The sequence below is a fragment of the Nitrosospira sp. Nsp18 genome (assembly GCF_900103145.1).
Classification (GTDB): domain Bacteria; phylum Pseudomonadota; class Gammaproteobacteria; order Burkholderiales; family Nitrosomonadaceae; genus Nitrosospira.
Window position 1 is genome coordinate 58883 of the sequence record NZ_FMWY01000009.1, and the last position, 14512, is coordinate 73394.

The 14512-nt window shown below is 55.2% G+C and carries 10 protein-coding genes; 3 read left to right on the forward strand and 7 right to left on the reverse strand.

The features are described from left to right. Positions 1 to 3: 3 nt before the first annotated feature. Together BLS94_RS06025 and BLS94_RS06030 are read left to right on the forward strand one after the other, a co-directional pair. Positions 4 to 1689, forward strand: coding sequence for an ABC transporter permease (locus BLS94_RS06025; RefSeq protein WP_090958520.1), 1686 nt, complete (start codon positions 4 to 6; stop codon positions 1687 to 1689). A 15-nt stretch (positions 1690 to 1704) separates the two neighbouring features. Continuing rightward, positions 1705 to 2781: an ABC transporter ATP-binding protein gene (locus BLS94_RS06030; protein WP_090958524.1), complete on the forward strand. Its 1077-nt coding sequence runs from the start codon at positions 1705 to 1707 to the stop codon at positions 2779 to 2781. Positions 2782 to 2894: 113 nt separating this feature from the next. Here BLS94_RS06030 and BLS94_RS06035 read toward each other — a convergent pair whose 3' ends face one another. The 4 genes from BLS94_RS06035 to BLS94_RS06050 form a co-directional block, all read right to left on the reverse strand. Continuing rightward, entirely contained in the window at positions 2895 to 3386 is a 492-nt protein-coding gene (locus BLS94_RS06035; RefSeq protein WP_256325301.1) for a hypothetical protein, read from the reverse strand. 179 nt (positions 3387 to 3565) lie between these two features. Beyond that, a complete protein-coding gene (locus tag BLS94_RS06040; protein WP_090958527.1) occupies positions 3566 to 4222 on the reverse strand; it encodes a response regulator transcription factor in 657 nt (218 codons plus the stop codon). Positions 4223 to 4234: 12 nt separating this feature from the next. Next, a complete protein-coding gene (locus BLS94_RS06045; RefSeq protein ID WP_090958531.1) occupies positions 4235 to 5665 on the reverse strand; it encodes a sensor histidine kinase in 1431 nt (476 codons plus the stop codon). An 84-nt stretch (positions 5666 to 5749) separates the two neighbouring features. Continuing rightward, positions 5750 to 5950 carry a hypothetical protein gene (locus BLS94_RS06050; protein WP_090958535.1) on the reverse strand — a complete coding sequence of 67 codons (201 nt, stop codon included), beginning with the start codon at positions 5948 to 5950 and terminating at the stop codon, positions 5750 to 5752. 224 nt (positions 5951 to 6174) lie between these two features. Between BLS94_RS06050 and BLS94_RS06055 the strand changes: the two genes are divergently transcribed. Further along, on the forward strand, positions 6175 to 6834 hold the full coding sequence (locus tag BLS94_RS06055; protein ID WP_090958623.1) for a thiopurine S-methyltransferase: 660 nt from the start codon (positions 6175 to 6177) through the stop codon (positions 6832 to 6834). A gap of 134 nt (positions 6835 to 6968) precedes the next feature. Here BLS94_RS06055 and mltB read toward each other — a convergent pair whose 3' ends face one another. The 3 genes from mltB to BLS94_RS06070 all read right to left on the reverse strand — a co-directional run bounded on the left by mltB (position 6969) and on the right by BLS94_RS06070 (position 14496). Further along, positions 6969 to 7964, reverse strand: coding sequence for a lytic murein transglycosylase B (gene mltB / locus BLS94_RS06060; RefSeq protein WP_090958537.1), 996 nt, complete (start codon positions 7962 to 7964; stop codon positions 6969 to 6971). Between the two features lie 173 nt (positions 7965 to 8137). Continuing rightward, complete coding sequence (locus BLS94_RS06065; RefSeq protein ID WP_090958540.1) at positions 8138 to 11731, reverse strand: UvrD-helicase domain-containing protein; 3594 nt, start codon at positions 11729 to 11731, stop codon at positions 8138 to 8140. Next, complete coding sequence (locus tag BLS94_RS06070; protein ID WP_256325302.1) at positions 11728 to 14496, reverse strand: PD-(D/E)XK nuclease family protein; 2769 nt, start codon at positions 14494 to 14496, stop codon at positions 11728 to 11730. The genes BLS94_RS06065 and BLS94_RS06070 overlap by 4 nt, the downstream gene beginning before the upstream one ends. Positions 14497 to 14512 lie beyond the last annotated feature (16 nt).

The following is a 14512-nucleotide window of genomic DNA, read 5'->3' on the forward strand; positions in this document are numbered from 1 at the left end:
GATGTGAGAGATGAAACGCTTAGCTCAACGGAGACTGATTCAGGCACGAAAAATGGCTTTTCAAGCGCCTCAAGCTCCGCCTATCGGGTCTCACACGGCTGGCGTCTAATCCCCTTTCTGGTAGCTGCGGTAGTGCTCGTACCCGTTGGCACGGTCATCTCGTCCTTGTTCGTACCGGCAGGCGATGTCTGGCAACACTTGGTTGAAACGACACTGGCCGGCCTGTTGGTCAATACATTCTGGCTCGCCGTGGGCGTGTCTGCGGGTTCTGCATTGCTGGGGGTGAGCCTGGCCTGGTTTACCGCGGTGTGCGAGTTCCCCGGTCGTAAATTCTTTTCGTGGGCATTATTACTGCCGCTTGCCATTCCCGCATATGTTACCGCGTTCGTGGCTTTGGGCCTGTTCGATTACATCGGCCCGGTGCAAACGGCGCTGCGCGCCTGGTTGGGGCCAGATAGATTCTGGTTTCCGGATATACGCAGCAGGCTGGGCGTTATCATTGTCATGGTCCTGGCGTTTTATCCTTATGTTTATTTGCTGGCGCGAAATGCGTTTCTCACTCAAGGCAAGCGCTCGCTGGAGGCTGCCCAGTCGCTAGGCTTTAATCGCACGCAAGGATTTTTCAAGCTGGCGTTGCCCATGGCGCGCCCGTGGATTGCAGGCGGGACAATGCTGGCGCTAATGGAAACGCTTGCCGATTTCGGTACGGTAGCGGTTTTCAATTACGATACCTTCACCACTGCTATTTATAAAGCCTGGTTTGCGATGTTTTCCCTCACCGCAGCCTCCCAGCTCGCCTCACTGCTGATTGTCATCGTTTTTGCCGTGATAATTGTGGAGCAGCAATTTCGTTCACGCATGCGCTATGCCGAAACCAGGCAAAGTGCAAAGGCGACTCCCATCCCGCTCTCCGGTTGGCGCGCATGGCTGGTTTCAGGGCTTGCGTCAGGCACGCTTTTTTTTGCGTTCCTGTTGCCGGTCATGCAACTGGGCATTTGGGCCGTGGGCGTTGTCGAACGTGATTTCGACCAGCGTTACGTGGAATTTCTCTGGCATTCGCTGCTATTATCCACTTTTGCCGCCCTACTCACTTGTGCCGTCGCGCTGCTCATGGTCTACGCCGCGCGACGTTACCCGGACACCGCCACTCGCGGCGCAGTGCGCATATCCACTATTGGATATGCTCTGCCCGGTGCCGTTCTCGCGGTTGGAATTTTCATCCCCATAGCCTGGCTGGATAGCTGGCTGAGCGAAATGGCTATGCAGTTATTTCATATAGAAACCGGTTTGCTCATCCAAGGCACTCTTTTCACGATGCTGATTGCCTATATGACGCGCTTTCTCGCCGTCAGCCACAGCCCCATAGACAGCGCCATGCAGCGTGTGACCGGCAGTATCGATGAGGCAGCCATGGGACTTGGTTTGAGCGGATGGGCAACACTATGCCGCGTACACTTGCCCATTCTGAAGGGTGGAATATTCACCGCCGCCGCGCTCGTATTCGTGGATGTCATGAAAGAGATGCCCATCACGTTGATGACCCGGCCTTTTGGCTGGGACACCCTCTCCGTGCGGATTTTCGAAATGACGACGGAAGGCCAATGGGAGCAGGCCGCATTACCTGCCGTGACGCTGGTACTGGCAGGCCTGCTTCCCCTGATATTTTTTATGCGGCAAACCGAAAGTTGATTTGAACGATTGCCCATGAACGCGCTGCTTGAGCTCAAAAATATCCGGCATGCCTATGGCCGGCAAACAGTCGTAAACGACTTATCGCTCGTGCTAAAAAAAGGCGCCATCGGCTGCCTGCTGGGGCCGAGCGGGTGCGGCAAGACAACGGTATTGCGATGTATCGCCGGGTTTGAGCCCATCTCGACCGGAGAGATTGCGCTCAATGGCGTAGTCATAAGTAGCGCAGGTTTTGTCTTGCCGCCGGAACGGCGGCACATCGGCATGGTGTTTCAGGACTATGCATTATTTCCTCATCTCACCGTTCTGGCCAATGTTGGCTTTGGCCTGCATCGGATGCAAAAAACGGAGCGCGCGGCACGCATCCACGAGATATTGAAAACCGTAGGCCTTGCTGATGTAGGAGGTAAATATCCGCATCAACTCTCGGGCGGTCAGCAACAGCGCGTGGCCCTCGCGCGGGCGTTGGCGCCGAAGCCTGATTTGCTGTTGCTGGATGAGCCTTTCTCCAATCTGGATGTGACACTGCGTGGCCGCTTGAGCCTGGAGGTGCGCGACATTCTCAAGAGTCAGAATGCTACGGCTATTTTGGTGACACATGACCAGGACGAGGCTTTTGCCATTGCCGACGAGATCGGTGTCATGCACCAGGGCGAAATCCAGCAATGGGATACCGGCTACAACCTCTATCACAGGCCCGCCAACCGGTTCGTTGCAAATTTCATCGGCCAGGGCGTTTTTCTCCCCGGCAAAATACTGGATCCGCATCACGTGGAAATCGAGTTAGGGACGCTGGCAGGAGAGGTCCCGCATCAATGCATGCCGGACTGCCAACTATGCCGCGAGGGAAATCCCGTGGATGTGCTCATACGCCCGGATGACATTGTGCATGATGACGCCAGCCCCCTTCAAGCCGCCGTGATGCACAAGGCTTTCCGCGGCGCCGACATCATGTACACGCTGCGCCTGCCCGGCGGTGGAACTGCCCTATCACTGGTACCTAGCCACCATAACCATGCAATAGGCGAGAAAATCGGTATCAGGCTGGAGGCGGATCACGTTGTGGCGTTCAGCCAATCTACATCTAGCTGAAGCCTCAACGCAACCGCGTTAATCGCTTATCGGTTCCCGCAAAACTTGAGCGAAACGCTCGTCATGTTTCCTGATTCAGCGCGTACCCAGCCTTACAGGGGAGTGCTGAAACTTCAAATCTGCTCGTTGGGATCAGATTCCACCATCGCGTTGCTCTCGTGGTTTCGCTCCCGCCGGTTTTCCGCCGGCGTGGCGTAATCGCGCGGGGCAAGTTTTGATGCCATTTGCCGGTGAAAGGCCGCCTGCTTTATGTCTTCCTCGGCGGTTCGCTTGTATTTGTGCAGCAAAGCTGCGGTATGCGATTGTTTATCTTGTGCCTGTCTGCCATAAAGATAGCTTTTTTCTTCATAATGCTGAAGCAGTTTCTTTTGCTCCTCCGCCTTTTTCAGCATTTCTTGGGCGGTATTTTGGTATTGCTTCGCCAGTTTATCGTGGTCGGCATAAGTTTTCGCGCTCTTTCCAGCTCTGTGAATATTGTCATTCTGCGCTTCGAGAGGACTCATTTGCGCGCAGGAAGCCAACAAGCCAAGCGCAGACAAGATCACAACGAATGTTCCTGATTTTGTTTTCACGATGGAACCCAAATAGAATGAAGGTAGCTTCATGCTAACTCGGTTCATACCACCAAATATATTGGGGAAACCCTGGTTTTTTGCTAAGGGAAACCCTTATACAACTTTTATATGGCAGAAGTTGCTATATAAATGTTGACAGTATATGGGTCGCCCAAGAAAACCAGACAGAAACATCGGACAATCTGACGTAAAACCCAAGGCAATGCCTGCTATTGCGGTTCGGAAATCCAGTGGGTGGCATAACGTATCAAATCCGCACCGTCTTTCAGGTTCAATTTGGTACGAATGTTGAAGCGATGCGTTTCGATAGTTTTAATACTACGGCTAAGCAACTTGGCAATTTCCTGACTGCTATGCCCGGATCCGATCAAGTGCAGTACCTCGAACTCGCTCGGGGTCAGACTGTTGACCAACGGTTCAGATTCCGAATTTCCGGTCGCCACCCGGTTCAACAGCCTAACGTGCATGGGCTTGCTCAGATAAATATTCCCCCTTAACACCTCGCGGATCGCAGTTATCAGCACTTCACCCGGCTCCTGCTTCATCACGTAGCCACGCGCGCCCGCCCGCAAAGCGCGTTCAGCATACACGCCCTCGTCGTGCATGGAAACGACGAGTACGGGTAATGCCGGCATCGGAATGTGTATGCTTTTTATGACCTCAAAACCAGAGAGGGTTTTGAGAGACACATCCATTAAAACGATATCGGCATGTTGCCCCGTTTTGAGGGTGGCTAATGCCTCTTCGCCGTCGCCCGCCTCACCAAATACCTCCATGTCCGGCTCAAGATTGATGAGCATCGCCATACCATGCCGCAACATGGCGTGATCGTCCACCAGCATTACTTGTGCTTTCAAGGCCGACATACCGGGAAACTCCTACACCATTCGCATTTCCAGCCGCACTTCCATTCCCCCTTCGGGGTGTGACAGGAATTCCAATATCGTGCCAAGCTGCCTGGCGCGATATTGCATAATTTTAATACCCATCCCCGGGGTCGCCCCATTTTTTTTGTTAAAACCGGCAAAGCCGCCGCCGTCATCGCGTATCGATAGGCGGAGCATTCCTTCCTCTGAAATCAGCGAAATTGTCACATGCTGCGCGCGGCCATGGCGTATCGCATTATTGGTAGCCTCCTGAGCAATCCGGTAAAGGTTAAGCGCAAAATTCTTATCCTTGATAATGACATTATTTTTGCATATCAAATCACAGGTAATCTTATAGGTAACTGCGATTCTCGAAGCGAATTCCCGCAACGCGTCCATCAGGCCATTAGTCTCCAGCTCAAACGGAAGCAACCCCTGCGCGAGCTGCTTGCATTGCATCACGGCGACCTGTGCCTGGGCGGCGATGGACGCGGCAACCGTTGCCACATCCCCACTTCCCGATACGGATATTTTTTTTTCCAGCGCCTTGGCTTGATATCCAATCGCCGCAATCTGCTGCCCGAGATTATCGTGCAATTCCTGGCCGATCGAACGCTGGTGCTCTTCTGCTATGGAAACCAGTGTCTGTTCCAGACGTTTGCGCTCAAGCCATCTCTCCAAATCGGTCGCGACCGCGTCGATGAGCCGCTGCTCTTCCGGCACCAGGAATGGCGTATCTTCCGGATAGAACACACGCAACTGGCCGCAGAGCTCGTTGTTCGCGTTAATCTTCGATTGCAGTTCGTGTGTGCAGCCCTGGCCGTAATTATCAGAGGTGAAGCACCTGCCATCAAGTTCGATCAAGGCGGTGGCAATCTCCGGGAATTGCATGGCGGGTATCAGGTGCTCAAAAATCTGCTGGCAGACATTATCCACCGACAGTTCCAGCCCCATACCCCGGCGAATTTCGTAGAGACAGGTGATTTCTTTAAGACGCTCGCGCAGCGCCTCGTCGATCTGTTTCCGCTCAAACCACCTCTCCAAATCGGTCGCGACCGCGTCGATGAGCCGCTGCTCTTCCGGCACCAGGAATGGCGTATCTTCCGGATAGAACACACGCAACTGGCCGCAGAGCTCGTTGTTGGCGTTAATCTTCGAGTGCAGTTCGTGCTTGCGGCCCTCGCCGTAATTGTCAGAAGTGAAGGGCCTGCCATCAAGTTCAATCACGGCGGTAGCGATTTCCGGGAATTGCATGGCCGGTATCAGGTGCTCAAAAATCTGACGGCAGACGTTATCCACTGATAATTCCGGCCCCAAGCCCCGTCGAATCTCGTAGAGACAGGTAATTTCTTTCAGACGCTCACGCAGCGCCTGGCCTGCATTTGCATGTTCGTCCATAGGGGGATGGACCGCATCCGCATGTCTTTTATCCTGGCTGGTCATTAACGGCTTTCATCATTCGATCAATTCAATCTCCGGTTTCGCCCGTCTCATGAAATGTACTTGAATATTTCAGCCTATTTTATATCAGCCATACGCTTCTAGTGGGTTCATTGCTATACCGCGAGGGGAATCGCCTGGACGTCCATACGCGAGGATGACATCTTGCATGATGACGTCAGCCTCCCTCAAGTCGCGTGATGCAAAAAGCTTTCCCCCGCTCGCCGATATTATATGCACCGTGCCCCTACCCGGCTCCAGTATGTACTGTTGCTGGTACTCAGCCATGAAATCACGCAATATGCGACAAAATCGGTATCATGCTGGAGCGGACCATGTCTCCGCATTCGGTCAACTTGCACCCGTAACTGCACAACCATAACCGCAACCTGAATGCTCTACATATTCAGAAAAATAGCTCACTGGTTGGCGTTACTTGTTAAAGGGACATAATGTGTAAGGGCGGCAATAAGCGTAGCGTATTGCGCTGCACGAGTGATCAGGATATAAAAATGGAAAAAGATTATTGGCAGGAACGCTGGAAGCAGGAAGAAACCGGCTTTCACCAAAACGAGGTTAATCCGTATTTGCGCCAATACTGGCAGGAGTTACATCTTGCCGCCGACAGCGAAGTGTTCGTGCCGCTGTGCGGCAAAAGCCGGGATATGTTATGGCTGAGTGAACACGGATATGCGGTGCTAGGTGTGGAAACCAGTGCGGTCGCAGTGCAAGCATTCTTCAAGGAGAACGGCTACATCCCGAACCACGCCAGCAGCGAAAAATTCGACCGCTATGATGCGAACAGCATCCGAATCCTGTGTGGGGATTTTTTTGAATTGAGCAAACACGACCTGGCGAAAACGCGCGCGGTGTACGATCGCGCATCGCTAATCGCGCTGCCGCCTGAAATGCGCGAACGTTATGCTGATCACCTGTTGAGCATCCTGCCGCCTGCAACGCAAATCCTGCTGATCACTCTGGATTATCCCCAACTGGAAATGGCGGGCCCGCCGTTTGCGGTTTCTGCGAACGAAGTCGAAACGCTCTACCACGAGCAATTCACGATACGCCAACTGTCGCAAATGGACGTGCTCGCGCAAGAACCATGCTTTCAGGAACGTGGCTTGAGTCGGTTACAGGAAAGTGTCTTCCTTCTGGCACCGCATAAATAGCGAAACTGGGCAGCTATTTCAAAAATCGAGTATCTTCCCTAATCGACTACATAATTCGGGCAGCATTTTCCCCGAGCGGAATGCTGGAATGACTACCAATACGAATGGAGAGTCAAAATCTTGCACAAGCAATTTCAATTTGAATTTCTTGCCGCGCGAATCTCGTCAGCCAGTTGCAGCACGCTCATGGCGTAATTCACGCTGCGGTTATAACGAGTGATGACGTAGAAATTATTGAAACCCAGCCAATGTTCGTTTCCGGTTTCATTTTCCAGTTCGATCAGCGTAGCCTGGCGGCCACCCGGTAGGGCGACTTGCGGCGCAATACCCAATTTTCTCATTCTTTCCACGGTATATGCTGGTCTTTCCCCTGTGTATATTGCCTCCCGGTAGTTTTCGCCGTTGACGAGGGCGGACGCGACTATCGCTTGCTCTGTTTCCCAGCCGTAGCCCTTCAGATAATTGGCGACGCTGCCAATCGCATCCACCGTGCTGCCCGACAAATCGACCTTGCCATCATTATCGAAATCCACGGCATATCGCCGATAGCTGCTGGGCATGAATTGCGGGACGCCGATAGCCCCTGCATACGAACCTTTGATGCTCAGCAGGTCTGAACGCTGTTCCCGCCCCAGCAGCAAGTAATGTTCCAGTTCGTCGCGAAAGAAAGCAGCACGCTTCGGATAATCGAACGCCAGCGTGGTCAACGCGTCCAGCACGCGATGCTTACCGGTTTGTACGCCATAGTTTGTTTCGACACCGATTATGGCAATAATGATTTCTTCAGGAACGCCAAACTCTTTGCGCGCCCGCTCCAAGGTCGACGCATGGCTGTTCCAGAAGACAACGCCATCGGTGACACGCTGGGGGGTAACAAGCATTGGACGGAATTCATACCATGGCTTGGAGGTAGCGGGGCGCGAAATCGCATTGACGATGGCCGGCTGAAACTGGGCCATGCGGAAAATACTTTCGAGTTCAGCCTGGGTGAATCCATGCCGTTCCACCATCTGGCCGATGAAAGTTTCGAGTTCCGGTCGCAATGGTGCTGCTGCCGCGGTTGCGCCAGTCGTACCCGCCGCACATCCAGCGAGCGTCAGAAATCCGAAGGCATAGAATAGCAGTCGCATGAATTCTCCCTAGTTTGCAAGTACAGAAAGCTGTTTATCTTTTTCACTATTGATCATTATTGATCGGCTTCATTCTCTTCAGCAAACTCATCGCTTTTCGGAAAACGCTGAATCAGCTCTCTTCTTCACGGGTGCGCGACGGCGCTTTCAGGATGGCCTGCCAGAAAGGCACTTTACCGCGTATCGCCCCACTCCCGCCATCCCTTCAGTATTGGGAAATAAAGCCCTCGCTTCACCGGCTGGCCATCGAGCGAGCGCATAAGCACCGCATAACGGTCGAGTTGGGCGCGATAGCGCTCCTGCTCGCTGTCGAGAAAGCCTTCCAGGTCCGAGCCTTCGTGACTACTGGTCTTGTAGTCCACCACCCATCGCTGGCCGCTCTCATCGCGAAAGGTACGATCGATAACGAGATCGATATACTCGCCTTCGGCTATCGTTGTCATGCGCAATTCGTTGCGAGCATCCCGCTGTGGGCCGAGCAGCCACTGTCCCCGCCGGTCACTTACCGCATGGGTAAGAGCGGTTATTACCCGTTTGACAGCCGCATCGGTATCGCCCTCATTACCGCTCATGCCGTGGGCAGCGAATTGACGCTTGAAAACATCCCGCAACTCGAGAATCTTCGCCGAGCCCCAGTTCTCCAACCCGTCCTCGGCGATACGCTGTAACCAGCGGTGTACGATGTTGCCGATAATGCGCGCCGTTTCCCCCGCCCATGAATACTCGATCTCGCCCTGAATCGTCGATACCTGCTGCTGAGCCCTCCACTGTATCGAGGGCGGCGCGGCCGGCAGTGTCCAACCCGAGACAAGACGCCGGAGAGACTGATCGATCGCGTATTCACCTACCGCGCGCGGCTCTTTATCATCAGCGGCAAATAACGCGCCTGAAGACATCGCTTGTGCCGCAGCTTCTGCATAAATAGGCTCTACCATCGGCCAGATTTTACTCAGCAGCGTTTTTCCCGCAGGCGACTTCAGTTCAAAAGGGCCGCCCCCTTCGCGAACACCCGCGCTGCCCAGCAGATGCAGGCGCTGTTTGGCACGTGTTGCAGCCACGTAGAGCAAGCGCCCATCCTCCAGGCGTTCTTTTTCACCGTCGAGTTTCTCCAGCCATGAGTAAATGCGGTCAGCCTCCCCACCCGTTTCCTGAATCGGCGCGAGCAATAAGTCGTTACCTTCGCTTGGCTCTTCCGTAGCAAGCGCAGGCCGTAAATACTCCATCCACATGAATAGCTTCTTATCGTTGCCGCGCGATGACCGGCCAAGACCGGGTACGATGACATGATCGAATTCCAGGCCCTTGGCCTTGTGGATCGTCATGATTTGCAGGGTATCGTCCGCTTTTACGTCAGGCAGTGCGAAAAGCCTGACAAGCCCTTCCTCCAAGGCAACGACGGTGAGAACGCTGCTTTCGTTTTCGTTTGCTTCGAGGTAATCAAGATAGGCAGCGGCATCTTCGAAATCTGTCGCATCTTCAATACAGGCGGGGCCTCCCAGCGCAAGCCATGCTGCCTCAACAGTGTCACGCAGCGATTGGCGGCAACGGTGAGCCATGCATTCCACCAATACTTTCCGCACGCGTAGAAGCCGGACATAACCATCGGCGGAAACCGATGCCATGCAAACGTCATCATTGATCAATTCCCACACTGTACGATCAGGTGGCTTTGCCGCGCTATCTCTCCCGTCTGCTTGGGTGTCGCTAACGACCGCATCAGTAATATCGCCAATACTGGGTTGGGAATGCACCGATACAAGTGCGTGCATGTCCGCGAGCGTGAGGCCGCACCATGGCGCGCGCAGCAAAGCGAGCCAAGCCATTCTATCGCCAGGATGCGCCAGTGCGCGGGTCAACGCCAGCAAATCCTGAACGATGGGTCTGCGCGCCAGTCCTTCAATTTCTATCGCGCGAAAGCGAATGCCGGCTTCCTTCAGCCGAGGTATGATTTCACCGAGATGGCTACGGTTGCGCACCAGAATTGCCGTGGTGGAGCCGGGATCATCGCGTTGTGCTTGCGCGACGATCTCCACCACTTTTACCGCCTCGGCTGCGTGGTCATCATTGAAAAACGGATGAACGCTGACCCCTGTGCCTTCCAGCACGCTGCGCGTTGCGATGGAGTGTGCATAAGATACCGCTCCAAGGGCGATATCCTCCCGCTCCGGCATTACCTGCGAGAACGTGGCATTGACCCAATCGACGATGCCTCGCTGTGATCGGAAATTAGCGGAAAGAGCGCTCGGCTGCAATGCGACATTACCTATTCCCTCTGCGCGGGCGCGGAGGAATAACCCAACCTCAGCCTCGCGGAATCGATAGATGGACTGCATGGGGTCGCCGACCGCCAGGACACTGCGGCCATCCCCCGGCTCCCATCCGGCGGTCAATTTCACGACCAGATCATACTGGCTGATCGATGTATCCTGGAACTCATCTATCAATAAGTGCTGAATACGGTAATCGAGCGCGAGTGCAAGATCGGTAGGCATCTCGGGTTCGCCGAGCGCTCGCAGGGCGCCCTGCGCGACCTCGGTAAAGTCCACCTTGTTATGGGCTTGAAACACAAGCCTGAGCTGCGCCACTGCGCGCGGAAGCAGTCGCATTATCGAGCTAAGCACTTGCCATTGCCGTTCGGTGTAAGCAGGGGGCGGAAGCTTTTCACGAATGTCATATAACGCCAGGCAAAGCGCGCTGTCATCTTGCTCAGCCAGATGCGTAACCAATGCCCGCACCCTGTCCTTCCATGAGTCCGCCATGGCTTTTCTGGCCTTGGGCTCCGGGGGAAAACCCTCTGTTATGGTGTGTCGCTTGCGCCATGCGCCTTCTTTTACGAGCAACAGTTCGGCAATGGCATGCCAGCAGGGAACATCTCCCTCGTCATCGCCAGGAAACGTGCTGAGTTCGCAAAGCTGTGCATAGTCGACGACGGACGAACCCTTGCCGCTGTTCGCCAGATTGCGTGAGGAGTAGCGCATCAGCTCAACCAGTTCGTCCCGGCTCGAGGCAGGAAATAGTGAACACAAGCGCCGGAGCGCATCACGGCGCGCGTTCTTCAACGCCCCTTCCAGTTCATCGCGGTCCTTGCCGTGAATATGCCGCAGCCAGTGATCGCGTCGCGCCAGCATTCCGATGAGCAATATAGCAACGCGTGCCGCATCATTGTCGAGATGCTCCAGCAAATGCTCGACATCCTGCGCCACGACATCGTTCCCCTCGACAAGACCAATGGTGGCACGCGCTGCATCGGCATATAAATCAGACGCGTCCTCGATAGTTTCTGGCTGAGAGCCGAACTCCGACAGCACAGGCATCTGCCGCGTCAGCGATGCGCACAGTGAATCGAATGTCTGGACACGCAATCGGGCCGGACTATCGAGAATATGCCAGCCAGCCCGTTCGTCCCGCTGCAAGACAGCGACAGCCAGCTCCCGTGTCAGCCTTTCGTACTCCGTTTGAAGCATTTCAGACGGATAAGATGACGTATCGCGGGCCTGCACAAGCGCCGCCATCAATCGTTCACGCATCTCTGCAGCCGCTTTTCGCGTGAATGTAATCGCAACGATTTCTTCCGGCTCATCCACAAGCGTCAACAGCTTGAGATACCGCTGTATCAGAAGCCCGGTTTTGCCTGATCCGGCAGGCGCCTGAACAATAAAGGAATGGGCCGGATCAAGTGCACGACGCCGCTCGGCAAAGTCCGGGGCCGGACCGGACGCCAAGTGCGGCGCGAGTTCCGTATGGAACAAAGGCGATGTGCTGCTCATCCCTCCTCTTCCTGCTCGGTAAACTCCTTCCCTGCCCGCTCATAAATACGGCAAACGGATCGCACGTCACAGTAGCGGCAAGTGTGCGGATAGGTCTTGGGATCGATTTTGGCATTTCCGCCGATGAAATCGGCCGCGATACGGGCTAGATCGGCATGCCAGGCCGCAACCAGGTCTTCCCACGATTCATGCTGATCCGCCAAGCGTGACTCGCCCAGCGCTTTTCCACCCGGCAGCAGGTCGCCATCACGCGCAAGTGCAGTGAACCGCATCTCTCCCGCTTTAACCTGCGCAAATGCAACCGCAACCGCGGCTGGTTCGGCAGTAATGAGATACAAGGGCAGTTGCGGTTCTTCCGGACGCTCGCCAAGCATGGCGCTCACCGATGGCGCCCGCGTTTTGTAATCGATGACAATGCGGCGTCCGTCGCTGAGCTCGTCTACACGATCGAGACGCGTCGTCAGTTCAAGCCCGCCGATTTCGATGCTGCGTTTGTCTTCGATAGCAATGACCGCAAAGTCATTCCGCTTCTTGTCTTCATTAAGCCACTCGTGGGCCAATCGCACCAGGCGCCGCTGCTCGATCACCGCAAAACGACCCGAAAGCGTAGTCGGACGGTCGCGATGGATATGTGCGGTCGCGTCTTTCGCGGCCTGCATGAGCATCGCTCCAAGATCGTCATCACTCATGGCGTCAAGCGCATTTTTGGTTTTGAGCTGACCCCAGACCTGCGCGAGTACATGATGCACCAGTATGCCGCGCTGCATTGCATCCAGCCCAATGCCCGGCGCTTTTGTTCCGGACGCACCCAGTCGATGGATAGCGAAAGCCCGGAATGCGCAGGCCGCCTGATCTTTTATCACCGCCATGCCGCCATTGGCCATACCGCTAGCGCCGTTGCCTGCATCTATTGCCGGTGCTTCGTCATTTTTTATGCGTTCAAGCCGTCCGGCGCGATGGATCAGATCGCGGTGATTTGCATAATCGGGTAGTTCAAGCTCGCAAACGGCAATATCCGCTATCAGCGGGCTGGGTGCGAGCGCCCGCCCATCGCGGCCGTCCCCATGCCGTGGGTGACTCAGGATAACTTCGTTCGCCGCCGAGAACCAGGCTTTGGTAAGCCGGGACGCAAGCGCCAGGGAAGCGCCGGCCGAACCCTGCGGCAATGCGGCGGCTTGCTGAAGTTCAATCGGCAGAAAAGGATTGGGACGCGGCTGTGGCGGCCACGCTTCATCAGATAAGCCCATTACCCAAAGATGATCGAACGTCATGCCGGCAGCTTCGAGAACGCCAAGTATCTGGATAGGAACATCCGGGGTCTCAGGCTGAAACAACACCTCGGCAGCCATATGGCGCAGACGCGATAGTGCTTTGCCGTAGCTAGAGTGCGGCATAACGCCGTCGAGGGCAGCGAAGTCGGCGAGAACCTCATGCCATTTTTTCAATATCTGATATTCCGCCGAATCCAGAGCACGTTCGCCCGGAAAACCCATGATCCTCAGCACCTCGGAAATGACCCTGGCCAACGCTGAGGGCGCTTGCGAACCGCGTAGCTTTACTTTGCGGAACTCGGCATAGGCGATTAGAACCCTCGCTAGAACCGGGCAGCTTTTACCGTCATGTTCGCGCTCGATAAGAGCAAGCAGCCGTTCAAGTGTAATTGTGGGCTCGGTACGATTGCGCAGTTGAGCATCAAGCCTTGCGCGCTGTGCCATTTCAGTTTCGCCGCCGCTGAGAAAAGGCGATCGGAGCAAGAGGCTTGTGCGCTCGAATCCGATTTCTCCCTTGCCGAGTTCGAGTATCAGGAAGGCGGCGTTTATCAAAGGATACGAAGCCAGAGTCTTACCAAGCGATGCATTAAACGGCAATACGCGCTTGGCTGCACCCGGTAGTGATCGCTGGATATCGGGCTCCATCATCGAACTGAAGATGCGCAGGATGGTGCTTCGGTGCTCTGAAAAGGCCGGAACGACGACGCCAACGCGAGCCGAGCCATTTGCTTCGATTCGTGCCCGCGCCCAAGCAGCCGCGTGATAAATCTCCTCACCGGCGTCGTCATATTGCACGCGTCGCGAACCGGGATTTTGCGATGACCGTTGTGGCTGCGGTTGCGCCAGCATTACTTCACAACCTGCATCCTCAAGCTTGACCAACAAAGATGCCTGCTGCGGGGTAATGATATCGAAACCATAGCAGATCAAGCGCCTCGGTTTTTTGATTTCAGGCCGCAGGCACAGCTCGGCTACGAGGTTGCAAAGCCGTGCACGATCGGTCTGCCGTGCGCGGTGGGTTGTTTCCTCATAGTATCGCGACCAATCCCGAAACGCCTTGCCATCTTCATTCAGCGGGAAATTCGCGAGCTGCGGGGTGAGGCGCCATGCATGGGCGAGTTGCCATGCCTCGCGAGCTAGCCGTGCAGCCTCCGCGACGGCAAGCAAAACCGTGCCCGTATCCGAACGGGCAATGGCGTCCTCCCATAACACCTGCTCTTGGGCAGGCCTGAGCAACGCGGGCAGGTGAGAGGCTTGCGCGGAGTAAAGCGCATCCTCGTAGAAACGTTCGATGAATGTGGAGATCGGCAGGATATCCGCCGAATCCCAGGCAGAGATGACTTCGGCTGACCGCGTCCGGTCGAACTCGCGTTTCAGTGTAGCTGCGAGCCGCCGGTTAGGCGTAACGACCGTGACACCGTCCATTGAGCCGACGTCACGGCCGGCAAAAAAATCCGTCAGAAGAACTTGGGGGAAATTCAGAATGGAGGACATGCGGTAAAAAGCGACC